Source organism: Aquabacterium sp., from assembly GCF_049274795.1.
In the GTDB taxonomy this organism is placed as follows: Bacteria; Pseudomonadota; Gammaproteobacteria; order Burkholderiales; family Burkholderiaceae_C; genus Aquabacterium.
In genome coordinates, this window is the sequence record NZ_JBASTH010000120.1 from 202946 (window position 1) to 228264 (window position 25319).

The following is a 25319-nucleotide window of genomic DNA, read 5'->3' on the forward strand; positions in this document are numbered from 1 at the left end:
TCAGGGCTCTCGACGGTAGATCGCAACCGATTCCGAGTTCTGCGTCCGCTGGCGCTCACGCGAGACAAAAGTCCAACCCGGCGGCACGGGCTCGGTCTGGCGTGATGTGAGGCTCAGCATCAGCACAGTGCAGCGCGGAGGCGGATAGCGCTCCACACCTGTCTGGCCATAGACCGTGTGGTTGCCGAAATACTCCAGTGCAGTGAGCAGTCCGGCCGAGGCATTGGGCGCCAGCACGCATTGGCCGGGGCGCACGTGAGTGGCCACCCGATCCATCAGCAGCCGGTAGCTGCGGGCCTGGTCCAGCGGCTGCAGCAGCAGGCTCATCAGCAGCAGCCACAGCAGTGCCACGCCGCCGGCCGGCAACACCAGGCTCTTCCACAGTGCTGCCCGGTGGCGTGCCGTGCGCCAACGTACCAGCGCCAGCCAGGCCAGGGTGCCTAGCGCGGCAAATGCCAGCGACACCCAGGACACCTCGGCCGTGTAGCCGGGCACCAGCTTGGCCACGTTGGCTGCTGTCTTGGCCGGCCAGCCGGTGTGCATGGCCGCGTAGACCACCCAGATCACCAGCGCTACGATGGTGAAGAAGAACACCGAGAACCAATCAATGGCGCCACTCAGGCCACGCTTGAGCGCGGGCAGTGCAAAGGCAGCCAGCACCGCCAGCGGGGGCAGCGAGTGCAGCAGGGCGCGGTCATTGCCGCCCATGCCCAGGCATACCAGAATGCCGACCAACGCGGAACACACGGGCACCGCGATATGCCGGCGCAGCAACTGGCGTCGCCACTTCCAGACGGTTATGGCGGCCAGCGGCAAGGTTGGCCACGTGAACCAGATCAGCAGCTTGAGCAGGGGCCCGAAGTGCGTATCGTCCGTTACGCCCCAGTTCCAGCCGGATAGGTGCGCCATCGTCAAGCCGGTGGCCAGTGCGGCGCCCAGCAGGCCGGCGCCCGCCACCCACCAGCGGTGCTGGCTCAGGTGTTCGTCTTCCGATTGCCAGCAGACCAGCAACCCCACGCCCGTGAGCATCATGGCCACGGAGGGGCTGCCGCTGGTGGCCAGCAACGCCACGCTGCCCACAGTGGCCAGACGGGCCTTCAGCGTGCGGGTAGGCGCTGCCGCCAGCCCATACATGAACAGGGCACTGCCGGTGAGCTGCAGCAGTTCGGGTGTGGTCTCATGCCCCAACTGGAGCAGGCCCAGGGTAGCGACCAGTGCCAGCAAGGCGCCATCGGCCAGAGCGCGGGCATAGTCCGCCGCAGGCGCCTCACCGCCGAAGGCCAGGGGCAGCGGTTGGGCCGCATCCGTGCGGGCCAGGTGGTAGGTGGTGTACCAGGTCAACGCCAGCACGGCAGCCAGCAACAGTGCAAAGGGCACGCGTGCGGCCAGGGCCGGGTCCATCACAGGGCTGAGCGCCGCGATGAAGCTGCCCCCAAGCCAGTAGGGCAAGATGCCGCCGCCAGCGGGCGACACGCCGCCCACATGGGGCGCCCACCACGAGGCCTGGCCCAGCGCAAGGCTCCACATCTGCCCGAACGAGGCGATGTCGGCGTTCTTCCAGGGGTCGCGCCCGAACAGGCCGGGCAGCACGTACGCGGCGCAGAAGGCCCACAGCGCCCAGCGGGGAAGGCGCCGCACGGCTTTCTCGGTCACCAGCGCGGGTGTGACGAAGGCTTTGTGCTCTTGTTGCATGCGGCGGCGATCTTACAGGCAAAGAAAAAGGGCAGCCTGAGCTGCCCTTCGATGATCCGCCTGGGCGGAGCAGAAGAATTACTTCTTGAGGTGCGCAAACTTGTTGCGGAACTTCTCGACGCGGCCACCCAGGGTGTCCACGCTCTTTTGCTGACCTGTGTAGAAGGGGTGCGATTCCGACGAGGTTTCCAGCTTGAACAGCGGCAGATCACGGCCGTCGTCGGCCTTGCCGGTTTCCTTCGTGGGCACGCACGAACGCGTCACGAACTTGAAGCCGTTGGACAGATCCACGAACAGGACGTCGCGGTAATCGGGGTGAATGCCGTCTTTCATAGAAACCTCATGCTGTTTGCATCATCGGCAGCCACGTGGGCACCATGCCCGCGCACTTTCCGACAGCCGGAAAACCTTGGAGTATAGCACGATTTTTGCCTGAAAAGCAAAAAGCAGCCCGAAGGCTGCCTTTCGCGAGCGCCTGACCGAGGGGTCAGCCACCACGACGCATCATGTCGAAGAAGTCGTGGTTGTTCTTGGTCGAGCGCATCTTGTCGAGCACGAACTCCATCGCCTCGATCTCGTCCATCGGGTAGAGCAGCTTGCGCAGGATCCAGCTCTTTTGCAGGATCTCGGGCTTGAGCAGCAGCTCTTCGCGGCGGGTGCCGGACTTGTTGATCAGGATTGAGGGGTACACGCGCTTTTCGGCCATGCGGCGATCCAGGTGGATTTCGCAGTTGCCGGTGCCCTTGAACTCTTCGTAGATCACTTCGTCCATGCGGCTGCCGGTGTCGACCAGGGCGGTGCCGATGATGGTCAGTGAGCCGCCTTCTTCGATGTTGCGGGCCGCGCCGAAGAAGCGCTTGGGGCGCTGCAGGGCGTTGGAATCCACACCGCCGGACAGCACCTTGCCGGAACTGGGCAGCACGTTGTTGTAGGCGCGCGCCAGTCGGGTGATCGAGTCCAGCAGGATCACCACGTCCTTCTTGAGTTCCACCAGGCGCTTGGCGCGCTCGATCACCATTTCGGCGACCTGCACGTGGCGCTGGGCGGGTTCGTCGAACGTGGAACTGATGACCTCGCCGCGCACGGTGCGCTGCATTTCGGTCACTTCTTCAGGGCGCTCGTCGACCAGCAAGACGATCAGGTGCACTTCCGGGTGATTGGCCACCAGGGCGTGCGCCAGGTTCTTCATCATCACCGTCTTGCCGCTCTTGGGCGGCGCAACCAGCAGGGCGCGCTGGCCTTTGCCGATAGGGGCGATCAGGTCGATGATGCGGCTGGTGATGTTGTCGTCACCCTTGATCTCACGCTCAAGCTTGAACTGCTCGGTCGGGAACAGCGGCGTCAGGTTCTCGAACAGGATCTTGTTCTTGTTGACCTCGGGCGAGAGGCCATTGACGCGGTCAACCTTGACTAGGGCAAAGTAGCGCTCGCCATCCTTGGGCACGCGCACTTCGCCTTCGATCATGTCGCCGGTGTGCAGGTTGAAGCGGCGCACCTGAGTGGGCGACAGGTAGATGTCGTCGGTGCTGGCCAGGAAGCTGGCGTCAAGGGCGCGCAGGAAGCCGAAGCCGTCCGGCAGCACCTCGAGGACGCCATCGCCGAAGACCTGCTCGCCGGCCTTGGCGCGCTTCTTCATGATCGCGAACATCAGCTCCTGCTTGCGCATGCGGGCGACGTTTTCGATCTCCAGGCCTTCGGCCATTTCGACCAGCGTCGAAATGTGCAGCGCCTTCAGTTCGGAAAGATGCATGGATCTGTACCTTGTACAAGACCGGTCTCGGTGCAGGTGTGCTTGCGCGTAGGGCCTGGCGAGCCGACGTTGTTGCGGTGGGAAAGGTAGGGGAGTGAAGCAACCGTTGAACGGGTGCCGTTTTGTCCGGGCAATCGCGATGGTGGACGCCTGGCCTTGCAAGCCAACCCCTGGCTGGGTGCTGGCTCTGGCAGCTAGTCGGTGACATCACCGAGCAGCTACCTGGTGCAAGTATAAGGGCTGTTGCAGCCCTTTTTCAGATCACAGGTTGGCGTCGATGAACGCCGTCAGCTGGGCCTTGGAGAGGGCGCCAACCTTGGTCGCGGCCAGTTGGCCGGACTTGAAGATCATCAGCGTGGGGATGCCGCGGATGCCGAACTTGGCGGGCACGTTGCGGTTTTCATCCACGTTCATCTTGGCGATGGTGACGCGGCCGTCGTAGGTGTTGGCCACCTCGTCCAGGATGGGCGCGATCATCTTGCAAGGGCCGCACCATTCAGCCCAGTAATCCACCAGCACGGGGGTGGCGGCTTGCAGCACGTCGGCGTCGAACGACGCGTCGCTCACATGTTTGATCAATTCGTTGCTCATGAGACTGTCCTTGAGGCGAAGCCCTTTTTCAGGGTGGCTGGTATAAATTTTGACACACAACCCTGCAGCCTTATCTGGTGTGGGTGCATGATTTATCAATGACCAAGATAGCCACAAAACTCACACTGTCCCTTGCAGAGTGAAAAATGCCCGGTGTTCACAGGGTCTGATCCTCGGTTCGGGTGTCCGGATTTGCGTTTAAATGTATCTGTGTCATTCATGCGCCCGTGGGGCGTGTGCATGGCGATGTTTTTTGGGTTCGATATTTGATGGATGGGTTTGTCGTCAATGGACTCGGCTGATGTGATGCCCCCCAGCGCGTCTCCGGCTCGGCGTTTTGGACGTTTCGAGTTGCGTCAGCTATTGAGCAAGAACACGATGTCGTATGTGTGGGTGGCACACGACACCGGCAACCAGGCCGATGTGCTGCTGTGCGTGCCCCGGGCCCAGCCCAAGACGGACGCCGAGCGTGATGCCTGGAGCCAGGAGGTGCTGTTGGCCTCGCGCCTGAAGCACCCCAGGCTGGCGCAGGTGCTCGATGTGGGCATCCACGAAGGTTGGCCTTATGCCGCCTATGAGCGTGGCACCTTCCTGACGCTGCATGAGCGCATGCAGCCCAGCCACCCCTTGCCGACGGTGCTGGACATCGTCAACTGGACGACCGAGCTGCTCGAAGCCCTGGCCTATGCGCATGAAGCCGGCGCCGCCCACAAGGACTTGGCCCTGGTCAATGTGATGCTGGACGGGGCAGGGCATGTGCGCGTGGCCGGACTGGCCGTGGGCCTGGCCTTGCCGCGCCCTGGTGTGGTGTCTGGCGACCCGACGGCGGGCAGCAACAGCTCGCGCCAGGCGCAGCGGGTGTGGGCCGAACGCGACGTGCTGATGGCCGGCTTGCTGCTGCACCGCCTGCTGGCCGGGCATCCGGCGCTCGATGATCCGGACCTGTCCAGCGCCTCCACGCGTGTGGGGCCCGAGATCGTGCGCCTGCCGTGGAACACGCCGCAGCCCATCGCGGAAACACTGCGCGCCATCGTCAATCGTGCCACCGATCGGCAGCAACGCCAGCGTTACCTCAATGCACGGACGCTGATCAGCGCGCTGCAGGGCTGGGTCAAGACCAACAGCCAGGAATCATCCGGGCCGCTGGCCCTGATCATGGACCGGCTGGAGACGGTGGGTCACCTGCCCAGCCGCTCCCGTGACATGGGGGGCATCCTCAAGGTGTTCACGCGTGAAGAGTTGCGCGTGGACGACATGGTCAACCAGATCGTGCTGGACCCTGCCTTGTGCTGGGAACTGCTGCGTTCGGTGAACACCGCGCGCTACCAGACCGGCGGCAACGAGGATCCCTCCTGCAGCCTGAGCCGGGCGATCGTGCTGCTAGGGCAGCAGGGCCTGCGCAAGGTGTGCGGTGCGCTGCGCACCTGGCCTGGCGTGCTGCAGGCCGCGAGCAGCCTGCAGGGCTCGGATGCGGGGCAAGTCGCCGAAGCCGCGCTGGAAACCGAACTGAAGCGCGCCTGCATCGCTGCATTGGCGGCCCGTTGGCTGCGCCCCTTCAACATCGGTGATGAAGAGGCCATGATGGTGGCGATGTCGCAGCATCTGGGCCGGCTGCTGATCCTGTACCACTTCCCGGAAGAGTCCGCGCAGATCAACCGCCTGACGATGCCCGGTCCGCCCACGGAGCTGGAAGGCAAGCCGGCTGCGGGGATGACCCTGGAGGCCGCCACAGGGGCCGTGCTGGGCGTCAACCCGGACGAACTGACAGCAGCGGTACTGCGCTACTGGGGCTTCCCGGAATACTTCATCCAGGCGGCCAGGCCCTTGAGCCAGAACGTGCCGCCGCGGCGGCCGGAAGGCCCGAACGACTGGCTGCGGCTTACCGCCAGCCTGGCCAATGAGCTGTGCGAGCTGGTCGAGCAACCCGCCGTGCGCCAGAACGCGATGCTGACCAAGCTGATGTCGCGCTATGCGCGCCCGGCCTTGACCAGCCAGAAGGAGCTGGTCGAAGCGCTGCAGCGGTCGGTCAAATCCGTGGATCTGGGGCTGTACCGGCGCACGTTCAGCAACGTGCAGGAGCCAGGTGTGGCCACACCGGTGGCACAAGGTCAGCGCTGAGCCTCGGTGCCGGAGGAGGAAGCGTCAGGCCTTGAGGGCGCGGGCGCAATCCTCGACCAGGCCCGGGCCTTCGTAGATCAGGCCGGAGTAGATCTGCACCAGGTCGGCCCCGGCCTCGCGCTTGGCGCGGGCATCCGCGCCGCTGAACACGCCGCCCACGCCGATGATGGGGAAGCGCGGGCCCAGGGCCGCACGCAACTGGCGGATCACCTGGTTGCTGGCCTCGAACACGGGGCGGCCGCTCAGGCCACCGGGTTCCTCGCCATGCTGCAGGCCCTTCACGGCATCGCGTGACAGGGTGGTGTTGGTGGCGATCACGCCATCCAGACCGTTTTTCTGCAAGGTGGCGGCGATCACGCCCACTTGCGTCTCGCCCAGATCAGGAGCGATCTTCACGAACATGGGCACGGTGCGGCCATGGCGCTGGATCAGCGTCTGGCGGTGCTCCTGCAACTGGCCGAGCAGCGCATCCAGCGCTTCGTCGCTCTGCAGGCTGCGCAGGTTCTTGGTGTTGGGCGAGGAGATGTTGACAACCACGTAGTCGGCATGCGGGTAGACGCCGTCCAGGCAGAGGATGTAGTCGTCCACCGCGTTCTCGATGGGCGTGGCCGCGTTCTTGCCGATGTTGAGGCCCAGCAGGCCGCCGCTCTGGCGGTAGCGCGCCTTTTTGACGTTGGCCACGAAGGCGTCCAGCCCCTCGTTGTTGAAGCCCAGGCGGTTGATCAGGCCCTGCGCCTCCGGCAGGCGGAAGATGCGCGGGCGCGGGTTGCCCGGCTGGCCCTTGGGCGTGACGGTGCCCACCTCGACGAAGCCGAAGCCCATGGCGCCCAGGCCATCGATCACGCGGCCGTTCTTGTCCAGGCCGGCGGCCATGCCGATGCGGTTGGGAAAGCGCAGCCCGGCCAGTTCCACAGGGTCCTCCACGCGGCGGTTGCCCCACAGGCAGGCCAGCGGCGTGTTCTGGAAGGCGGCCAGCGAGTTCATGATGAGCTCGTGCGCATCCTCCGGGTCCATCTTAAAGAGCACGGATTTGGAGAGGGCGTAGGGGATCAGGGCCATGGTGGAAGCGGGAAATTCAGACGCGAAGCAAACCTCGTATTGTCGCTGATCGCGCGGGCCTGCGGCGCGGGCTCGCTGTGGCAAACTGCGCCCCCTCTTGACCCGCTTCACAAGGCCTTCGCTTTGGACAAGATCCTGATGCAACTGGCGGCCGAACTCAAGGTTCGCCCCGCCCAAGTCAAAGCCGCCGTCGACCTGCTGGACGGCGGAGCCACCGTGCCCTTCATCGCCCGCTACCGCAAGGAGGCCACCGACGGCCTGGACGACACGCAGCTGCGTGACCTTGAGGCCCGCCTGGGCTACCTGCGCGAGCTGGAAGAACGCCGCGCCGCCGTGCTCAAGAGCATCGACGAGCAGGGCAAGCTCACGCCCGAGCTGCGTGCCGCCATCGAGACCGTGCCCACCAAGCAGGAACTGGAAGACCTCTACCTGCCCTACAAGCCCAAGCGACGCACCAAGGGCATGATCGCCCGCGAAGCCGGCCTGGAGCCGCTGGCCGACAAGCTCTTCGCCGATCCGACGCTGGATCCGAGCGCGGAGGCTGCCGCTTTCATCAACGCCGAGGGCGGTTTCGCCGACGCGTTCGCCGTGCTCGACGGCGTGCGTGATCTGCTGTCCGAGCGCTGGGCCGAAGACGCCGCGCTGGTCGGCAAGATGCGCGACTGGCTGTGGCAGGAGGGCCTGTTCAAGTCCAAGCTGATGGACGGCAAGGACGAGAACAACCCCGACGTGGCCAAGTTCCGCGACTACTTCGACTACGACGAGCCGATCCGCACCGTGCCCTCGCACCGCGCGCTGGCCGTGTTCCGTGGCCGCACGCAGGAGATCCTGGACGCCAAGCTGGTGCTCGATGAAGAAGCCGTGCCCGGCAAGCCCACGATGGCCGAGGGCCGCATCGCCATCCACCTGGGCTGGAGCCACGGCAAGCGCCCGTCCGACGACCTGATCCGCAAGACGGTGGCCTGGACCTGGAAGGTCAAGCTCTCGCTCAGCCTGGAGCGTGATCTGTTCACCAAGCTGCGCGAGGCCGCCGAGGCCACCGCCATCAAGGTGTTCGCCGAGAACCTGCGCGACCTGCTGTTGGCCGCGCCGGCCGGCAAGCGTGTGGTGATGGGCCTGGACCCCGGCATCCGCACCGGCGTGAAGGTGGCCGTGGTGAGCGACACCGGCCGCGTGCTGGACACCTCGACCGTGTACCCGCACGAGCCGCGCAAGGACTGGGAAGGCTCGATTCACACGCTGGGCCGCCTGTGCGCCGCCCATGGCGTCAACCTGATCGCCATCGGCAACGGCACCGCCAGCCGCGAAACCGACAAGCTGGCCGCCGACCTGATCAAGCGCATCCAGCAGATGGCGCCCGGCACCCACATCGAGAAGGTGGTGGTGAGCGAGGCGGGTGCGTCGGTGTACTCGGCCTCCGAGTTCGCCAGCAAGGAGTTGCCTGAGCTGGACGTGAGCCTGCGCGGTGCCGTGTCCATCGCCCGCCGCCTGCAGGATCCGCTGGCCGAGCTGGTCAAGATCGATCCCAAGAGCATCGGCGTGGGTCAGTACCAGCACGACGTCAACCAGAGCGAGCTGGCCCGCACGCTGGACGCGGTCGTGGAAGACTGCGTGAATTCCGTTGGCGTGGACCTGAACACAGCTTCGGCGCCGTTGCTGTCGCGTGTGTCGGGCCTGAGCAGCGCCGTGGCCAGCAGCATCGTGCGTTGGCGCGATGCCAACGGCGCGTTCAAGAGCCGCAAACAACTGATGGACGTGTCGGGCCTGGGCGCCAAGACCTTCGAGCAGGCCGCAGGCTTTTTGCGCATCCGCGATGGCGACAATCCGCTGGACATCTCGGGTGTGCACCCCGAGACCTACCCGGTCGTGCAGAAGATGCTGGCGCAAACCGGCAAGGCCATCGGCGAGCTGATCGGCAAGAGCGACGTGCTGCGCACGCTCAAGCCCGAGCTGTTCGCCGACGACAAGTTCGGCGTCATCACCGTCAAGGACATCCTGGGCGAGCTGGAAAAGCCGGGACGTGACCCGCGCCCGGACTTCAAGGTGGCCCGCTTCAACGATGGCGTCGAGGACATCAAGGACCTGCAAGAAGGCATGGTGCTCGAAGGCACCGTGAGCAACGTGGCCCAGTTCGGCGCCTTCGTGGACCTGGGCGTGCACCAGGATGGGCTGGTGCACGTGAGCCAGCTCTCCAACAAGTTCGTGACCGACGCGCGCGAGGTGGTCAAGACCGGCGACATCGTCAAGGTGAAGGTGCTGGAGGTCGACATGGCCCGCAAGCGCATCTCGCTGACCATGAAGCTGGACACGGCTCCGGGTGCCCGCAGCGGTGGTGGCGCGCGCGACAACGGCTTCAAGCCCGCGGCACGCAATGAACGTATCAGCAGCGGTGGGGCAGGGCGTGGCGCGCCGCAGCCGCAAGGTCAATCGGCCATGGCCGCCGCCTTTGCCAAGCTGCAGACAAAGCGCTGAGCAACACGGCGCGCAAGCGCTCAAATATGCGCAGATCTACCCATTCGCGGGGTGGATTTCCGCATGACGGGGGCGGACAAGGGGAAAGGCAGCAGGTATGCTGCTTTCATCCCCTTGTCGTTCGAAGTAGAAGTGCCCCATGGAGCCGGCCGGCCTGACCCTGTTCACCTTTGCGATGTCGCACTACAGCGAGAAGATCCGCTGGGTGCTGCAGGCCAGTCGCTTGCCGTTTCGCGAAGTGATGCTCACGCCCGCCTTCCACATGCTGCCGGCCTTGCGCATGGGTGGCCAGGGCCAGACCACGCTGCCAGTGCTGCGCGAGCAGCGCCTGAACGGCCGCCAGGTGCACGTGCAGGACAGCACCCGCATCCTGCTGTGGCTGGACGAACGCCACGGCCCGCTGGATCTGCTGCCGCAAGGCTCCGATCTGCGCGATGAATGCCTGTCCATCGAAGACCGCTTCGACAACATCGGTCGGGATGTTGCGCGCTTCCTGTACCTCGATGCCTTCCGCCATGACGACAAGATCCTGGCGATGTGGACCGCGCAGGCCTCGCCCTGGCAGCGGCGGCTGGTGCGCCTGGGCTACCCGCTGATCAAGGGCGTCTTCAAGTTCCGCCTGAATATCACGCCTGCGGCCGCCAAGCGCTCCGAGCAGCGCATCTTGCAGGCGCTGGCCTGGCTGGAAGGCCGCCTGAGCGACGGGCGCCTGTACCTGGTCGGCTCGCGCCTGTCGGTGGCCGACATCACCGCAGCCTCGCTGCTGGCGCCGCTGGCCTGCCCCTCGCAGCATCCGGTCTACTCCACGCCGGATTACGTGCAGACGCTGCGTCCCCGAACGATTGCCTTGGAGATGAACCGCCCGGCCCTGGCCTGGGTTCGAAAGCTGTACGATCTGCACCGAGGTGATCTGCCGCAGTTCCGGCAGGCCGCCTGATTCGCTTTCCGTTACACGATCGACACCATGCAGGCCTTGCACATCCATGCAGGACCCCGGGCGTTGGGGCACATCCGGCAGCAGGGCCTCGCGCCCGCTGATGTGCGCCTGGTGCCCGCGGCCGCCGGCGGGCCCAAGGGCCTCATCCTCACCCACCTTGACAGGCATCTGTTCGGGCGTTGGCTGCCCCAAGCCGACGAGAGCCACCGCCTGGACCTGGTCGGCGCCTCCATCGGCGCCTGGCGCATGGCTGCTGCGCTCATGCCCGATCCGGCCAAGGCCTTCGACCACCTGGCCCAGGTGTACATCTCGCAGCGCTATGACCCGGAACCCGGGCGCAAGCGCCCCTCGCCGCAGCGCGTGAGCAGCGATTTCGCCAAGGCGCTGGACAGCTTCTTCACCGCCTCGCTGGCCGGCATGCTGGCCCACCCACGCTGGCGCCTGCACATGGTCACCTCGCGTGGGCTCGGCATACTGCGCCGCGCAGGCCCCATGGGCACGCTGGCGGGCTTTGCCGGCCTGGTGCTGGGCAACGCCGTGTCGCGCCGTGCCGTGGGCAGTTGGCTGGAGCGCACCGTGTTCTCGGTGGCCGGCCAGCCGCCTTTCAAGCTCGACGACCAGCCCACGCGGGTGATCCCCTTGAGCGAGCAGAACTTCCTGCCGGCGCTGCAGGCCTCGTGCAGCATCCCCTTCGTGCTCGACCCGGTGCACGACATCCCTGGCTGCCCCGCCGGTGCCCACTGGGATGGCGGCATCGTGGATTACCACTTTCACTGGCCCTTCGCCTCCGCCATGTCGCAAGGCGTGGTGCTGTACCCGCACTTCCAGCAGCAGGTGATCCCGGGCTGGCTGGACAAGGCGTTCAAAAGCCGCCACCGCGCCACGCCGGCGCTGGACAACATGGTCCTGCTGGCGCCCAACCCGGCCTGGGTGGCCACCTTGCCGGGCGGCAAACTGCCCGATCGCAACGACTTCAAGACGCTGAACAACGACACCCGCATCACCCACTGGCGGCAGGCCGTGTCCGAGTGCGAAAAGCTCGCCGATGAATGGCAGGGCTGGCTGGACCAGGGCTGCCCGGCCGACCGGGTCAAGCCACTGTGAAGTTGCGCTGAAGCCGTTGCAAGGCCGCCCCTGCGGCCAGTGCCAGGCCACGGGACACGAGCCCAATGGCTACACTTGCTGACATGGAACCCACCGAAAGCCTGCTGCTCATCGCCTTGCTGATCGGCCTGAGCGCCTTGTTCTCGATGGCCGAACTCTCCGTGGCGGCATCGCGCCGCCTGCGCCTGCGCCAGTTGCTGGACCAGGGTGACCGTCGCGCCCAGGCCGTCATGAATGTGCAGGACGAACCCGGCGACTACTTCACCGTCATCCAGATCGGGCAGAACACCGTGGCCATCCTGGCTGGCCTGGTGGGTGAGGGCGCCTTCTCACCCGCGATGGGTTCGCTGCTGCGCATGGCCAGCGTCGACCCGCTGTCCGCCGAGCGCTGGGGCTGGGTGCTGTCCTTCCTGCTGGTGACCAGCCTGTTCATCATGCTGGCCGATCTGCTGCCCAAGCGCCTGGGCATGGCCGCGCCGGAGCGCGTGGCCGTGAACGTGGTGGTGCCCATGCAGTACTTCGCCACGGTGTTCATGCCGGTGGTGTGGTTCTTCAAGCGCCTGACGGACCTGCTCTCGCGCCTGCTGGGCCTGCCGGACCGTCGCGACGACAAGATCACCCCCGACGACATTCTGGCCATGGCCGAAGCCGGAGCTGAAGCCGGCATCCTGGCGCGGACCGAGCACCAGGTCATCGAAAACGTGATCGAGCTGGACACCCGCCTGGTCACCACCTCCATGACAGGGCGCGAGCGCATCGTGCACTTCCTGCTGGACGACAGCGAGGCCCTGATCCGCGCTCGCATCGCGCAGTATCCGCATTCCACCTACCTGGTGTGCGATGGCAGCATCGACCAGGTGCTGGGCTATGTCGATTCGAAGCACCTGCTCAACCGTGTGCTCAATGCGCAGCCCATCTCTCTCAAGGCCGAGGGGCTGATCAACAAGGTGCTGATCGTGCCCGACCGGCTCACCTTGTCGGAGATGCTGGCCCAGTTCCGCCAGGCGCATGAAGACTTCGCCGTCATCGTCAATGAGTACAGCCTGGTCGTGGGCATCATCACCATCAACGACGTGATGAACACGGTGATGGGCGAGTTGGTCTCGCCGCTGGATGAAGAGCAGATCGTGCGCCGCGACGAGAACTCCTGGCTGATCGACGGCATGACCACCATCCCGGATGTGATGCGCGCCATCGACCTGTGGGAACTGCCGCACCAGGAGGAGTACGACACGCTGGCGGGCTTCCTGATGGTGATGCTGCGCCGCATCCCGCGCAAGACGGACACGGTGGAATGGGGCGGTTTCCGCTTCGAGGTGATGGACGTGGACAGCTTCAAGATCGACCAGGTGATGGTCAGCCGGCTGGTGCCGATTACCACGCCTCAGGCGGCCGACGCGGGCTGATGCAGCGCCGGCGTTGATGGCGCAATGGCCTGCGGGCTGAACAGCGGGATGTGCTCGCTCGTCCAGCACCACTTCGAAGCCCTGGCCGCGCCACCGGGGCCGGCATTCCACGAACGACCATTCAAGCTCACCCGCGGCCCAGCGTGATGGGTCCGCACGCAGCGGGCCGATCGTTATCCGTCCGATCAGCCCGAAGGCGTAGTACTTGAAGGTGGGCAGGTTCCGATAGGCCATGCCGAAGCACAAATCGCCCATGGAGTAGGCCGCCAGGCGCTGCAGGCCGTTCGTGCGCGCTGCACCGTGATGGGCTGCGGGGTGTGGCTGTGGTGGCCGATCACGACATCGAAAGCCGTCAGCCATTGCGTCGTCTGCGCGGCCACATCGTTGCGGGGATAGACCTCCAGCTCATAGCCCCCCCAGTGGGGGTAGAGCACGTGAAGGCGCCAGGGCGCGCCCATGGCGCGGGATCTTTCAGCCAGGCCAGGTGCTGCCCCTCGCGGTTGTTCCACCGCGTGCCCGTTACCACGCGGAGGTGCTCGCCCAGGTCGATAAAGGGGCTCTCGACCAGGCCGAAGGCGGCAAAACCTTCGGCCTGGAGCAGCGCCAGGCTCTGGCGGCGCGCCGCCTCGCCAAAATCGCCGGTGTGGTTGTTGGCCAGTGACAGCACCAACTTGTCGCGCGGCGCCAGGCCGTCCAGCGCCTGCAGGATGGGGCGGGTGTGCTTCTGGTCCGGCGAGATCTGCCGCCGATCCGTGATCACGCCCTCGAAGTTCAGTAGCACACGGTCGCAGGGCTGGAAGAACGCGGCCACCGCCGGATCGAACACCAGCGGCTTGCCGAACATGGACATCACATTGCCCCCGAAACCCTGCGTGAGCCGTGGCTCGATGGGATTGAGCAGCGTGTGCCTGGGCACGAAGCGCAGGCCCTGCGGGTTGCGAAAGCTCGCGACGGCCAGGTTGCGTCAGATGAGGCCCAGCGCCTCACGGGGCGGGCAGGGCTTGGCGGTGAAGGCTCTGATCCAGTCCAAAAGCAGTGGTCAGTGGGCGTGTGATGGCCGCTACGCTAGTGCGCCTTGGGCGATGCGCGGCAGAGGGCAATACCGCAGCCCCAGGGCCCTGACACCACTCATTTAGAGGGTTGTGTCTAAAAACGCCGTCACCCGAGTCGGGCACATCGCTTAGGATACGCGCCGAGCATGAAACGGACGTTTGAAACATCCGTAGGCCTCGCAGACGTATGCCGCAAGCCTCTACCAAACTGTCGCCCCAGGACACCAAGTCGCGCATCCTCGATGCCGCCGAAGAACTGTTCATCTCGGGCGGCTTCGATTCGCTGTCGATGCGGCAGATCACCAGCGCCGCCGGTGTCAACCTTGCCGCGGTGAACTACCACTTCGGCAGCAAGGATGCGCTGATCCAGTCCGTGCTGGCGCGCAAGCTCGATCCGCTGAACGAGCAGCGTATCAGCATGCTGGACACCTTCGAGCAGCAGTTCGGCGCGCAGATGACCTGCGAGCACGTGCTGGCGGCCTTGTTCCTGCCTGCCGTGCGCCTGTTCCGCGACGACACCGGCCCGCGCGCCGGCAGCTTCCTGCAGTTCCTGGGCCGCGCTTACACGGAGCCATCGCCCGTGGTGCGCGACTTCATCAACACACACTACATCCAGACGTTGGGCCGCTTCTTCAGCGCCTTCCAGCGCTCCCTGCCGGATCTGGACCGCCACGACCTGGGTTTCCGCCTGAACTTCGCCATGGGGGCCCTGTCGGGCATCCTGGCTGGCGGCAACACCCAGCGCCTGATCAAGGATTTCACACGCGGGCAGGGCGACGAAGTGCTGCTGCTGTCACGCCTGTCGGCCCTGATGGTCGCGGCCCTGCGTGCGCCGTTGCCCGAAGCCGGTCAGTCCACCCTGTTCAGCGACATTGCCCGCGCTTCCCAAGCCCTGGAGCCCGTCGCCGCTACAACCCCATCTGCTACCGAGACCACTGCCTGAGCGATCGGCCTCCTGTTCTTTCCCTGTCGGGGCACCGATGCGGTGTCCCGGTTTTGCAAACCAGGCCTGTTGCCGGCTGTTCACGCCCCAGGCCCCACTACTGTGTAGAGATCCGCATGAAAGACGGTTACCTTGACTTTGCCAACTCCCCGATGGGAGCCAAGCTGGTGAACGCGCTGGGGCTGCCCAAACCCCTGCCGCTGGAGCGTTACAAGCCCGGCCAGCCTGTCGTTCAAGGCACCGTCCTGGTCGGCGGCAGCGCCGATTCGCAGATCCTCGAAGCCCTGGCCACGGTGTTCAAGTCCATCGGTGCGCAGACCCTGGCCCACGAGCGCGTGCCGCAGTGGGTGGCCACGGCCAACAAGGTGGGCCTGACCACCGGCCGCTGGGGCAGCAACGGCCAGCCCGGCGAGAAGGTCAAGGCCCTTGTGTTCGACGCCACCGGCCTGGCCGACAGCACGCAGAGCGACGCCCTGTACTGGTTCTTCCACGATGCCGCCCGCTCGGTGCTGCCTTCCGGCCGCGTGGTCATCATCGGCCGCCCGCCTGAAGAGTGCAGTTCGCCCCGCAAGGCCACCGTGCAGCGCTCGCTCGAGGGCCTGAGCCGCTCGCTGGGCAAGGAACTCAAGAAGGGCGCCACCGCCCAGCTGGTCTACGTGTCCGAAGGCGCCGAAGCCAACCTGGAATCGACGCTGCGCTTCCTGCTGTCGGCCCGCTCCACCTACGTGTCGGCCCAGGTCGTGCGCGTGGGCAAGCCCGTGAGCGATGTGGTCGTGCCCGCCGACTGGGCCAAGCCTCTGGCCGGCAAGAAGGTGCTGGTCACCGGCGCTTCGCGCGGCATCGGTGCCGCCATCGCCGAAGTGATGGCCCGAGACGGCGCCGACGTGATCGCGCTGGACGTGCCCCAGGCCCAGGAAGGCCTGAACGAGGTCGCCAAGAAGCTGGGCGGCAAGGCCATTGCGCTGGACATCGGCGCCGCCGATGCGCCTCAGAAGCTGGTGGAAGCCGCCCGCGCCGATGGCGGCTGGGATGTCATCGTGCACAACGCCGGCATCACCCGCGACAAGACCATCGCCAACATGAAGGAACACCTCTGGCAGTTGGTGGTCAATGTGAACCTGTCGACGCAGGAACGCATCAACGACGCGCTGGTCGAATCGGGCGCGCTGCGCGCCGGCGGCCGCATCGTCTGCGTGTCGTCGATCTCAGGGCTGGCCGGCAACATGGGCCAGACCAACTACGCCGTCTCCAAGGCCGGTGTGGTCGGCATGGTGCAGTTCAATGCCCCGATCTATGCGCAAAAGGGCATCACCATCAACGCCGTGGCCCCGGGCTTCATCGAAACCGCGATGACGGCCGCCATCCCCTTCGCCATCCGCGAAGCCGGCCGCCGCATGAACTCCATGAGCCAGGGCGGCCAGCCGGTCGACGTGGCCGAGGCCATCGGCTGGTTTGCCAGCCCGGCCTCCAGCGGCCTGACGGGCAACACCATCCGCGTCTGCGGCCAGAGCCTGATCGGCGCCTGACGGCTGACGCGGGGACTCCGACATGAAGTTCATCGAAGTCAACAAGCTGCCCAGCGCCCTGTCGCTCAACATCGGTGCGCTGCGCTCCAGCAGCAAGCGCCCCGGTGTGGTCGAAGCGCTGCCGCAGGTCACCTATGTGCGGCCCAAGGTGGTGATCGAGGCCAAGGATGTGGTCAAGTACGCCAAGGTCTGCGGCTTCACCAAGGCGCACGGCGTGCCCATGCTGTACCCGCACCTGCACGCCTTTCCGCTGGCCATGATGCTGTTCGGCTCGCGGCGCTTTCCGTGGCCGGCCATGGGCCTGGTGCACCTGGCCAACAGCGCCAGGCTGCTCAAGCGCATCGACGTGGGTGACGAACTGCGCATCGAGATGACCACCGGTGATCTCTTCGCGCACGACAAGGGCCAGGTCTTCACGCTCAATGCCCGCGCCCTGCGCGCTGGCGAGGTGGTGTGGGAAAGCACCTGGACCCTGCTGCGCATGGGCGTGCGCAACCCCAAGGGGCAGCCCTACACCAGCGCACTGATCGACGAGACGCCGATCTCGCACCAGGCCGACTTCTTTGCCCCGGCGGGCATCGGCCGGCGCTACGGGCTGGTCTCGGGTGACGTCAACCCGATCCACATGTCCGCGCTCACGGCCAAGTTCCTGGGCTTTCGCAAGGCCATCGCGCATGGCATGTGGACCAAGGCCCGCACCCTGGCCATGCTGATGCCGCGCGAGGCTGTCGATCACGCCGAAGTGATCGTCGAGTTCAAGACACCGCTGTTCCTGCCGGCCAAGGCCTCGCTGTGGGCCGCCCGCCAGGAGTCGGGCTCCCTGTTCGAGGTTCGCAATTCCAAGGGCGACAAGCCTCACCTGCGCGGCCGGGTCACCTACTGATCCCACCGGCCGCCCCCATCTGACGTTCCCAATACACATCGATTCCAGGATTCAAACATGAGCAGCACCATCCGTCGCGTCGCCATCCTCGGTGGCAACCGCATCCCTTTCGCCCGGTCCAACACCGTCTACTCGCACGAGTCCAACCAGGACATGCTGACCGCTACGCTGCAAGGCCTGGTCGATCGCTTCAACCTGCATGGTGAGCGCCTGGGCGATGTCGCCGCTGGCGCCGTGATGAAGCACTCGCGTGACTTCAACCTGGTGCGCGAATCGGTGCTGTCGACCACCCTGTCGCCCCAGACCCCGGCCTACGACCTGCAGCAGGCCTGCGGCACCGGCCTGGAAGCCATCATGCTGGTGGCCAACAAGATCGCCCTGGGCCACATCGAGGTGGGCATCGGCGGCGGTGTGGACACCACGTCGGACGCCCCCATCGGCGTCAACGAGAAAATGCGCAAGATCCTGCTGGAAGCCAACCGTGGCAAGAGCACCGGCGCCCAGCTCAAGACGCTGTCCAAGATCCGCCCCTCGATGCTGGTCAAGCCCAACATCCCCAAGAACGGCGAGCCGCGCACCGGCTTCTCCATGGGTGAGCACGCCGAGCTGATGGCCCGCGAGTGGGGCATCCCGCGTGAAGAGCAGGACCAGTTGGCCCTGGCCTCGCACCAGAACCTGGCCCGTGCCTACAAGGAAGGCTTCTTCGCCGACCTGATGACTCCGTACAAGGGCGTCACGAAGGACAACAACCTGCGCGACAGCATCACCATCGAGAAGCTGCGCACCCTCAAGCCCTGCTTCGACAAGAAGGTCGCGCCCGGCCAGGGCACGCTCACGCCCGCCAACTCCACGCCCCTGACCGACGGCGCCTCCGCCGTGCTGCTGGCCAGCGAGGAATGGGCCAAGGCCCACAACCTGCCCGTGCTGGCCTACATCACCTTCAGCGAAGTGGCCGCGGTGGACTTCTTCGGCCCGCAGAAAGAAGGCCTGCTGATGGCCCCGGCCTACGCCGTGCCGCGCATGCTGGCCCGCGCCGGCATCAGTCTGCAGGATTTCGATTTCTACGAGATCCACGAAGCCTTCGCCGCGCAGGTGCTGTGCACGCTCAAGGCCTGGGAAGACGCCAAGTACTGCAAGGAAAAACTGGGCCTGGACGCGCCCCTGGGCTCGATCGACCGCAGCAAGCTCAACATCAACGGCTCCTCGCTGGCCGCGGGTCACCCCTTCGCTGCCACCGGTGGCCGCATCGTGGCCACGCTGGCCAAGATGCTGAACCAGCGCGGCTCCGGCCGTGGCCTGATCTCCATCTGCGCCGCAGGTGGCCAGGGCGTTGTTGCCATCCTGGAGCGCTGAGCCAGTCGCGCTTGGTACCCCAGGGTTCCACCTAGATGGAAACCCTGGGTTGTTCGCGTAAATTTGCTTATTTTGCGGCTTGTTACGTGACGTTCCCTGCGTGAAGGGTCCAACTCGCAACAGCCGACAAGGCCACAACAAGGGTTCTGCAGGTACCCGAGGAGACACAGATGAGCCAAGCAGCCGCGGCCGTTGAGCCCACGCCCCAATCGATCGTCAACCCGGACGGCACCACCAACCGGATCTGGCTCTCGTCCTACGTCAAGGGCGTGGTCCACGACATCGATCTGGACAAGTACCAATCGCTCAACGATTACTTCGACGAGTGCATCGACAAGTTCCGCGACCGTCCGGGCTTCGTCAGCATCGGCACGGAGATGTCGAACGACCTGTTCGACCGCCGCGTGAAGGCCTTCACTGGCTACCTGCAGAGCATCGGCGTGAAGAAGGGCGATCGCGTCGCCATCATGCTGCCCAACACGCTGCAGTACCCGGTCACGCTGTTCGCCGTGCTGCGCCTGGGCGCCGTGGTGGTGAACGTGAACCCGCTGTACACGGCGCGTGAACTGAACCACACGCTGAACGATTCCGGCGCCGAAGTCATCATCGTGATGGAGACCTTCGCCAAGACGCTGGAAGAAGCCCAGAAGGGCACCAAGCTCAAGCACGTGGTGCTCACGCAGATCGGTGACCTGCTGGCCGAAGGCTGGTTCAACCCCAAGGGCTGGGCCCTGAACTTCGTGTTGCGCAATGTGCAGAAGATGGTGCCGGCCTACAGCCTGCCCGGCGCCACCTGGTACCGCGATGCGCTCAAGACGGGGGCCCAGGTGCAGGTCAAGCCCGTGAAGGTGGTGCCGGATGACCTGGCCTTCCTGCAGTACACCGGCGGCACCACCGGCGTGGCCAAGGGCGCCATGCTCACGCACCGTAACATCCTGGCGAACTGCCAGCAGGCATTGGCCTTCGCCGAAGGCCAACTGACGGGTGAGACCGAGACCGTGGTCACGCTCATCCCGATGTACCACATCTTCTCGCTGACGGTGAACGGCCTGATCTTCATGGCCCTGGGTGGCCGCAACATCCTGGTGGCCAACCCGCGTGACACCAAGCGCGTGATGATGATCCTGAAGAACGAGAAGTTCTCCGGCATCACCGGCGTGAACACGCTGTTCGCGTCCTTCCTCGATGACCCGGCCTTTGCCAAGCTGGATTTCTCCAAGCTCAAGCTGTCGATCGCGGGCGGCATGGCGCTTCAGCGCGGCGTGGCCGAGCGCTGGAAGCAGGTCACGAACACCTCCATCGTCGAAGGCTATGGCCTGACGGAATGCTCGCCCATCGTGTCGCAAGCCCCCGTGGACCTGTCCGTGGAGGCGCCGACCTTCACCGGCTCCATCGGCGTGCCCGTGCCATCGACCGAAGTGCGCTGCCGCCGTGACGACGGCACCTGGGCCAACATCGGTGAGCCGGGCGAGCTGTGCGTGCGCGGCCCACAGGTGATGAAGGGCTACTGGAACCGCCCCGAAGCCACGGCCGAGGTCATCGACCAAGACGGCTGGTTGGCCACCGGCGACATCGCCGTGATGGACGAGAAGGGCTTCCTGAAGATCGTGGACCGCAAGAAGGACATGATCCTGGTCTCGGGCTTCAACGTGTACCCGAACGAGATCGAAGACGTGGTTGCCATGCACCCGGACGTCAAGGAAGTGGCCGCCATCGGCGTGCCCGATTCCGTGGCCGGCGAGCGCGTGAAGGTCATCATCGTGCCGCGCAACGCCAGCCTGACCAAGGAAAGCGTGATCGAGCACTGCCGCAAGAACCTGACCGGCTACAAGATCCCCCGCATCGTCGAGTTCCGCAGCACCGAGCTGCCGAAATCGCCCGTGGGCAAGATCCTGCGCCGCGAACTGCGCGACGGCAAGTGATGCCGGGCTGACAGAGCAGGGGCCTGCAAGCCCTTGTCCGGTTGAGCCAGTTCAAGCCAGATGCAACCCGCCATGCCTTCACCGGCTGGCGGGTTTATTCATTGGGTTTGGCCACACAATCAGGCCATGGCCCAACGAGAAGATTTCCCTTTCATCCACCGGCTGCGCGTGCGTTGGCAAGAGGTCGACGCCCAGAAGGTGGTCTTCAACGGACACTACCTGAGCTACCTGGATGTGGCGATGTCCGAGTACTGGCGCGCTGCCGGCCTGCCATACCCGGAAGGCATGAGCCACCATGGCGGCGACATGTACGCCCGCCAGCACACGCTGGCCTACCACGCCCCTGCCGTGCTCGATGACCTGCTGGACATCGGCGTGCGCTGCGATCACATCGGCAACTCGTCGATGAAGCTGGCCTGGGCGGTGTGGTCGGATCACCGGCTGCTGGTCACGGGTGAGGTCATCTACGTGCACACCTCGCTGGCCACGCGCCGGCCTGATCCCGTGCCGGCCAGCGTGCGTTCGCAGATCCAGGCGCAGGCCGAAGGCCGACCGGTGACGCAACTGCGCCTGGGCCGCTGGGATGAACTGGGCACCGCGGCGAAGGCCGTGCGTGAGGTGGTTTTCATCGGCGAACAGAACATCCCGGCCCATGAGGAGTGGGATGCGGATGATGCCCAGGCCCTGCATGCCGTGGTGCTCAATGGCGCGGCCCTGGCCCTGGCCACGGGAAGGCTGATCACCATGGGCCAGCCAGCGGGGCAGGCGCGCATCGGCCGCATGGCGGTGCTGCGCTCCATGCGCGGCTCAGGCCTGGGGCGGCAGATCCTGCAGGCGCTGGTGGATGCCGCCCGCGCGCAAGATGTGCGCACCGTGACCCTGCACGCACAGACGGCGGCGCGGCGCTTCTACGAATCGCTGGGTTTCACCGCGGAAGGCGCAGCCTTCGACGAGGTCGACATCCCCCACATCCTCATGCGGCAGGATCTGCGCCGCTGAACTCAGTCGGGGCGGCGGCTGCGGCTGCTCTTGATCAGGCTGCGCGCGCGGGTCTTGCGCACGGGCTCGGCCAGGGCGTGGTTGTCTTCTTCCTGCACGTCGCTGCTTTCGAAGCGATCGTCCTGGCGCAGCGTGGCCGGGGTCAACGTCTGCTCCAGCTTGGCCAGTTGCTCGGCCTGCATGGTGTGGCGCGGCGGCCAGTTCTTGAGCGTGACGCGGCGCAGCAGCGCCATCTTGGCACCCACGCTGTAGGTGCGCTCGAACACGTGCGTCACCAGGCGTTTGTTGACGCGCTCGGTGATCACCAGCGTCGAGCATCGCGTGCTGTAGCTGCCATCCGGCGTGCGGATGAAGGCGGGCGACAGGATGCGCTCCCATTCGATGGACACGCCGGTCTGCGGCAGTTCATCGTCAGGCGCCACGGTGGGATCGGCCAGGGCCTCGAACAGCAGGTTGGCCAGTTCGTCCACCGAATCGGCATCGGCCAAAGCGGCCTTGGTGCGGGCCTTGAGCTGGTTCACCTTGGGCCAGTGCGAGTTCAAATGCCCGTTGGACAGGCCGTAGACACCCTTTTCAAGGCGCTGGGGGTAGCGGGCGGTGTTGGACACCCAGAAGGCCTCGCCCTGCGCGAAATCCAGCGCCATCAGGTTGAAGCCGTTGTAGCCGCTCATGGCCAGTTGGGGCCACAGGCGCTCCATCGTGTGCTGGCCGCGCAGCCACAGGGGCACGATCTCACCGCGGGAAGGCGCTTCGCGGTCTTCCTTGCGAGGGTTGCGGTAGTTGGTGACCACGGCCAGGCGCCCCTGGGCGGTCAGGCCCATCCAGGTGCCGCCAGCCTGCAGGTCACGCCCGCCGAGGATGGCCTGGCCGGTCGAATCCTCCCACCAGCCCAGTCGGGCGGTGGGGCGGGCCATGAACTCATCCCGGTTACCGGCCAGGACGAAAGGGAAGCGGCTGCTGAGGTCCAGGGCGAGGCTGGCCAGACACATGGGTCACTCCTTGCGGGACGATGTCGCGGCAGGGGCTGCCGGCAGGGGGCTGAACGCCTCGGCATGCCGATCGCCGTCGATGCCTTCGGGCAGTGTGCGCAGTTCACGCGCCAGCGCGCCGTGGAAAGATGCCCAGGCACGCTGATCGGCGTGGCCGTTGAAATGGTAGGCCTCCATCCACGTGGGCTGGGGCGAGCGTGTCGGCAGGCCACTGTCCAGCTCGACGCGTTGCAGCAGCGAGGCGGCCAGGCCGGGCATGCCTCCTCGCAGGCGGGCCTGCATGGCACGGATGGCCTCGGCCAGCACCTGCTCGCGGCCGGGCTGCACGCGGTAGTAGATGTACAAAGCGCTCATGGACGGCATCTTGCGTCAGGATCGATGGGATGCCGCCCGCGCGTGTTGCGGCGGCGCTGCATCACGTGGCAGAGTGCGCGAAAACAGTCGGGCACCTCTGAAGGACGCACATCAGGCGTCCTGCGCCAGCACCTCGTAGGGCAGCTCGCCCAGCTGCAGGGCAGGGCCATCGGCCGCCCCCAGGGCCAGCGGGCTCTGGGCGTACTGGATCTTGAGCTCGGCCAGCAGCGAGCTGGCACCCGCGCTGCCCGGCACCTCGGCCGTATTGACCACCAGCCCGGCAGGCTGGCCCGGGTCATCGGCAGAGAAGATCTCCTGGCCCGGTTGGGCCTGGGTGGCCGTGTGCAGCAGGTACAGCCGGCGCTTGAGGGTGCCTCGGTACTGGCTGCGCGCCACGATCTCCTGGCCGGGGTAGCAGCCCTTCTTGAAGTTCACGCCGCCGACCAGCTCGTAGTTCACCATCTGGGGCACGAACTGGTCGACCGTGGCCTGCTCGATGCGCGGCACGCCACTGGCGATTTCCAGCCAGCGCCAGGCCTGCGGCGGCACCTCATCGCCATGGCTGGCGGTGGGCGCCTGTGCGGCCGGGCCGATCCACAGCGCACGGGCCAGGCTCTTCACGCTGGGCAGGCGAACCACCCAGGCGGCGCCATGCGGCACCACGGCACCAGCCTGCGGTGCGGCACCAGCCAGGGCCTGTTCGGCATGTTCGCCCAGCAGCCCCATCAGCGTCAGCTCATGGGCGGCCGAACTGAGCTTGGCCTTGGCCCGCAGCACGAACATCGACAGGCGCTTGAGCACCGCCGGGGCCACGTCAGCGCCCAGCACGAGCAGGATCTGTTCGGGGTGAGGGCGCAGCACCAGGGCATCGCCCAGCATGCGGCCCTTGGGCGAGCAATAGGCGGCCAGGCGTGCCTCGGCATCGCCTAGGTTCTCGATGTCCTGGCTGAGTTGGCCATGCAGGAAGCTGGCGGCCTCCGGTCCATTGGCGTGCAGGCAGGTCAGGTGGGGCAGGTTGACCACGCCGGACCAGGTCGGCGCGTCGGGCAGGGTGATCTTGTCCATGGGGTGATTATGATCACCGCCGTGAACTTCCATGACTTTCGGGCCTTTGCGCCCCAAGCTTCTTTCCCGCCCACCGGAGGGCGTCGCCAGCGAGGCGGCATCTTCGTGCGGTTGCTGCTGTCCCTGGTGCTGCTGGCCGGCCTGGCCGCGGGCGGTGCGTTCGGCGGGCTGTGGTGGTGGTCGCACCAACCCATCCCCCTGGCCGCGCCCACCGTGGAATGGTCGGTGGAGCAGGGCGTGACGCCCCGAGGCGTGGCCCAGGGCTGGGTCGAGGCCGGGGCGCAGACCTCGCCGTGGCTGCTCTACCAGTGGTTCCGCTGGTCGGGGCAGGCGCGCCAGATCCGTGCTGGCAGCTACGAGGTGTCGCAAGGCATCACGCCCGATCGCCTGCTGTCGATGATGGTGCAGGGCGATGAGTCGCTGTCCACCGTGAAGCTGATCGAAGGCTGGACTTTCAAGCGCTGGCGCCAGGAACTGGCCCAGGCCGACGGGCTGCAGCCCGGAACCCGCGGCTGGACCGATGACCAGATCATGACCGCGCTGGGATCGCCCAGCCTGCCCGCCGAAGGGCAGTTCTTCCCGGACACCTACGCCTATGCCAAGGGCAGCACCGACCTGGCCGTGATGCGGCGGGCGCACCGGGCCATGGGGCGACACCTGACCGAGGCCTGGGCACAGCGCGCGGCCGCCAGCCCGCTTAAGACGCCTCAGGATGCGTTGATCCTGGCGTCCATCGTCGAGAAAGAAACCGGCCATGGCGAAGACCGCGGCCTGGTCTCGGGCGTGTTCAACAATCGCCTGCGCATCGGCATGCCGCTGCAGACCGACCCCACCGTGATCTATGGCCTGGGCGATGCCTTCGACGGCAACCTGCGCAAGATCCACCTGCAGACCGACGGCCCCTTCAACACCTACCAGCGCGGCGGGCTGCCGCCCACGCCGATCGCCATGCCCGGACGGGCCGCCTTGCTGGCCGCGGTACGCCCCGATGCCACGCGTGCCCTGTATTTTGTCGCCAGCGGTGACGGGCGAAGCGTCTTCAGCGAGACGCTGGCCGAACATAATCGGGCTGTCAACCGCTACCAGCGCAAACGTCCATGAGCC

The 25319-nt window shown here is 66.1% G+C and carries 21 protein-coding genes; 12 read left to right on the top strand and 9 right to left on the bottom strand.

Going from position 1 to position 25319, the window contains the following annotated elements; all coding sequences use genetic code 11:
• From WAQ08_RS20390 to trxA, 4 genes are all read right to left on the bottom strand, one after another.
• Complete coding sequence (locus WAQ08_RS20390) at positions 1-1692, bottom strand: hypothetical protein (protein ID WP_422194249.1); 1692 nt, start codon at positions 1690-1692, stop codon at positions 1-3.
• Positions 1693-1770: 78 nt separating this feature from the next.
• Positions 1771-2025: a type B 50S ribosomal protein L31 gene (locus WAQ08_RS20395; protein WP_422194251.1), complete on the bottom strand. Its 255-nt coding sequence runs from the start codon at positions 2023-2025 to the stop codon at positions 1771-1773.
• 154 nt (positions 2026-2179) lie between these two features.
• Positions 2180-3442 (bottom strand): transcription termination factor Rho, encoded by a 1263-nt coding sequence (gene rho / locus WAQ08_RS20400; protein WP_422194253.1) that lies wholly within the window; start codon positions 3440-3442, stop codon positions 2180-2182.
• A gap of 261 nt (positions 3443-3703) precedes the next feature.
• The gene (trxA, locus tag WAQ08_RS20405; RefSeq protein WP_422194255.1) at positions 3704-4033 is read right to left on the bottom strand and encodes a thioredoxin TrxA; all 330 of its coding nucleotides are present in this window, start codon (positions 4031-4033) and stop codon (positions 3704-3706) included.
• A gap of 378 nt (positions 4034-4411) precedes the next feature.
• Here trxA and WAQ08_RS20410 point away from each other — a divergent pair, with 378 nt between their 5' ends.
• On the top strand, positions 4412-6151 hold the full coding sequence (locus WAQ08_RS20410) for an HDOD domain-containing protein (protein WP_422194256.1): 1740 nt from the start codon (positions 4412-4414) through the stop codon (positions 6149-6151).
• Positions 6152-6175: 24 nt separating this feature from the next.
• Here the strand turns inward: WAQ08_RS20410 and WAQ08_RS20415 are convergent, their stop codons facing one another.
• Positions 6176-7210, bottom strand: a complete 1035-nt coding sequence (locus WAQ08_RS20415; protein WP_422194258.1) for a quinone-dependent dihydroorotate dehydrogenase — start codon at positions 7208-7210, stop codon at positions 6176-6178.
• A 123-nt stretch (positions 7211-7333) separates the two neighbouring features.
• Here WAQ08_RS20415 and WAQ08_RS20420 point away from each other — a divergent pair, with 123 nt between their 5' ends.
• From WAQ08_RS20420 to WAQ08_RS20435, 4 genes are all read left to right on the top strand, one after another.
• The gene (locus WAQ08_RS20420; RefSeq protein WP_422194259.1) at positions 7334-9682 is read left to right on the top strand and encodes a Tex family protein; all 2349 of its coding nucleotides are present in this window, start codon (positions 7334-7336) and stop codon (positions 9680-9682) included.
• A 139-nt stretch (positions 9683-9821) separates the two neighbouring features.
• Positions 9822-10619 (top strand): glutathione S-transferase family protein, encoded by a 798-nt coding sequence (locus tag WAQ08_RS20425; RefSeq protein WP_422194260.1) that lies wholly within the window; start codon positions 9822-9824, stop codon positions 10617-10619.
• Between the two features lie 27 nt (positions 10620-10646).
• Positions 10647-11723 carry a phospholipase gene (locus WAQ08_RS20430; protein WP_422194262.1) on the top strand — a complete coding sequence of 359 codons (1077 nt, stop codon included), beginning with the start codon at positions 10647-10649 and terminating at the stop codon, positions 11721-11723.
• A gap of 83 nt (positions 11724-11806) precedes the next feature.
• A complete protein-coding gene (locus WAQ08_RS20435) occupies positions 11807-13129 on the top strand; it encodes a hemolysin family protein (protein WP_422194264.1) in 1323 nt (440 codons plus the stop codon).
• Between the two features lie 352 nt (positions 13130-13481).
• Here the strand turns inward: WAQ08_RS20435 and WAQ08_RS20440 are convergent, their stop codons facing one another.
• Positions 13482-14045 (bottom strand): CapA family protein, encoded by a 564-nt coding sequence (locus WAQ08_RS20440; protein WP_422194266.1) that lies wholly within the window; start codon positions 14043-14045, stop codon positions 13482-13484.
• A gap of 323 nt (positions 14046-14368) precedes the next feature.
• On the opposite strand from WAQ08_RS20440, the gene WAQ08_RS20445 reads away from it, so the two are divergent.
• From WAQ08_RS20445 to WAQ08_RS20470, 6 genes are all read left to right on the top strand, one after another.
• Positions 14369-15124, top strand: a complete 756-nt coding sequence (locus WAQ08_RS20445) for a TetR/AcrR family transcriptional regulator (RefSeq protein ID WP_422194268.1) — start codon at positions 14369-14371, stop codon at positions 15122-15124.
• A gap of 116 nt (positions 15125-15240) precedes the next feature.
• A complete protein-coding gene (locus WAQ08_RS20450) occupies positions 15241-16650 on the top strand; it encodes a 3-oxoacyl-ACP reductase (RefSeq protein ID WP_422194270.1) in 1410 nt (469 codons plus the stop codon).
• Between the two features lie 22 nt (positions 16651-16672).
• Entirely contained in the window at positions 16673-17533 is an 861-nt protein-coding gene (locus WAQ08_RS20455) for a MaoC/PaaZ C-terminal domain-containing protein (RefSeq protein ID WP_422194272.1), read from the top strand.
• A gap of 57 nt (positions 17534-17590) precedes the next feature.
• A complete protein-coding gene (locus WAQ08_RS20460; protein ID WP_422194273.1) occupies positions 17591-18886 on the top strand; it encodes an acetyl-CoA C-acetyltransferase in 1296 nt (431 codons plus the stop codon).
• Between the two features lie 170 nt (positions 18887-19056).
• Positions 19057-20808 (top strand): AMP-binding protein, encoded by a 1752-nt coding sequence (locus WAQ08_RS20465; RefSeq protein WP_422194274.1) that lies wholly within the window; start codon positions 19057-19059, stop codon positions 20806-20808.
• A gap of 126 nt (positions 20809-20934) precedes the next feature.
• Positions 20935-21807 (top strand): YbgC/FadM family acyl-CoA thioesterase, encoded by an 873-nt coding sequence (locus WAQ08_RS20470; protein WP_422194276.1) that lies wholly within the window; start codon positions 20935-20937, stop codon positions 21805-21807.
• A 2-nt stretch (positions 21808-21809) separates the two neighbouring features.
• Here the strand turns inward: WAQ08_RS20470 and WAQ08_RS20475 are convergent, their stop codons facing one another.
• The 3 genes from WAQ08_RS20475 to WAQ08_RS20485 form a co-directional block, all read right to left on the bottom strand.
• Complete coding sequence (locus tag WAQ08_RS20475; protein WP_422194278.1) at positions 21810-22796, bottom strand: NRDE family protein; 987 nt, start codon at positions 22794-22796, stop codon at positions 21810-21812.
• A 3-nt stretch (positions 22797-22799) separates the two neighbouring features.
• Complete coding sequence (locus WAQ08_RS20480) at positions 22800-23150, bottom strand: DUF4936 family protein (RefSeq protein WP_422194279.1); 351 nt, start codon at positions 23148-23150, stop codon at positions 22800-22802.
• Positions 23151-23261: 111 nt separating this feature from the next.
• Positions 23262-24215 carry a YgfZ/GcvT domain-containing protein gene (locus WAQ08_RS20485; RefSeq protein WP_422194281.1) on the bottom strand — a complete coding sequence of 318 codons (954 nt, stop codon included), beginning with the start codon at positions 24213-24215 and terminating at the stop codon, positions 23262-23264.
• Between the two features lie 9 nt (positions 24216-24224).
• Here WAQ08_RS20485 and mltG point away from each other — a divergent pair, with 9 nt between their 5' ends.
• A complete protein-coding gene (gene mltG / locus WAQ08_RS20490) occupies positions 24225-25316 on the top strand; it encodes an endolytic transglycosylase MltG (RefSeq protein ID WP_422194283.1) in 1092 nt (363 codons plus the stop codon).
• Positions 25317-25319 lie beyond the last annotated feature (3 nt).

What these genes read in the sequence shown, in the direction of transcription:
- rho (WP_422194253.1), bottom strand. Translation starts at nt 3,442, where the DNA reads ATGCATCTTTCCGAACTGAAGGCGCTGCACATTTCGACGCTGGTCGAA.
- WAQ08_RS20395 (WP_422194251.1), bottom strand. Translation starts at nt 2,025, where the DNA reads ATGAAAGACGGCATTCACCCCGATTACCGCGACGTCCTGTTCGTGGAT.
- WAQ08_RS20410 (WP_422194256.1), top strand. Translation starts at nt 4,412, where the DNA reads ATGTCGTATGTGTGGGTGGCACACGACACCGGCAACCAGGCCGATGTG.
- WAQ08_RS20465 (WP_422194274.1), top strand. Translation starts at nt 19,057, where the DNA reads ATGAGCCAAGCAGCCGCGGCCGTTGAGCCCACGCCCCAATCGATCGTC.
- WAQ08_RS20445 (WP_422194268.1), top strand. Translation starts at nt 14,369, where the DNA reads ATGCCGCAAGCCTCTACCAAACTGTCGCCCCAGGACACCAAGTCGCGC.
- WAQ08_RS20415 (WP_422194258.1), bottom strand. Translation starts at nt 7,210, where the DNA reads ATGGCCCTGATCCCCTACGCCCTCTCCAAATCCGTGCTCTTTAAGATG.
- WAQ08_RS20435 (WP_422194264.1), top strand. Translation starts at nt 11,807, where the DNA reads ATGGAACCCACCGAAAGCCTGCTGCTCATCGCCTTGCTGATCGGCCTG.
- WAQ08_RS20430 (WP_422194262.1), top strand. Translation starts at nt 10,647, where the DNA reads ATGCAGGCCTTGCACATCCATGCAGGACCCCGGGCGTTGGGGCACATC.
- WAQ08_RS20485 (WP_422194281.1), bottom strand. Translation starts at nt 24,215, where the DNA reads ATGGACAAGATCACCCTGCCCGACGCGCCGACCTGGTCCGGCGTGGTC.
- trxA (WP_422194255.1), bottom strand. Translation starts at nt 4,033, where the DNA reads ATGAGCAACGAATTGATCAAACATGTGAGCGACGCGTCGTTCGACGCC.
- WAQ08_RS20425 (WP_422194260.1), top strand. Translation starts at nt 9,822, where the DNA reads ATGGAGCCGGCCGGCCTGACCCTGTTCACCTTTGCGATGTCGCACTAC.
- WAQ08_RS20450 (WP_422194270.1), top strand. Translation starts at nt 15,241, where the DNA reads ATGAAAGACGGTTACCTTGACTTTGCCAACTCCCCGATGGGAGCCAAG.
- WAQ08_RS20455 (WP_422194272.1), top strand. Translation starts at nt 16,673, where the DNA reads ATGAAGTTCATCGAAGTCAACAAGCTGCCCAGCGCCCTGTCGCTCAAC.
- mltG (WP_422194283.1), top strand. Translation starts at nt 24,225, where the DNA reads ATGATCACCGCCGTGAACTTCCATGACTTTCGGGCCTTTGCGCCCCAA.
- WAQ08_RS20470 (WP_422194276.1), top strand. Translation starts at nt 20,935, where the DNA reads ATGGCCCAACGAGAAGATTTCCCTTTCATCCACCGGCTGCGCGTGCGT.
- WAQ08_RS20390 (WP_422194249.1), bottom strand. Translation starts at nt 1,692, where the DNA reads ATGCAACAAGAGCACAAAGCCTTCGTCACACCCGCGCTGGTGACCGAG.
- WAQ08_RS20475 (WP_422194278.1), bottom strand. Translation starts at nt 22,796, where the DNA reads ATGTGTCTGGCCAGCCTCGCCCTGGACCTCAGCAGCCGCTTCCCTTTC.
- WAQ08_RS20480 (WP_422194279.1), bottom strand. Translation starts at nt 23,150, where the DNA reads ATGAGCGCTTTGTACATCTACTACCGCGTGCAGCCCGGCCGCGAGCAG.
- WAQ08_RS20460 (WP_422194273.1), top strand. Translation starts at nt 17,591, where the DNA reads ATGAGCAGCACCATCCGTCGCGTCGCCATCCTCGGTGGCAACCGCATC.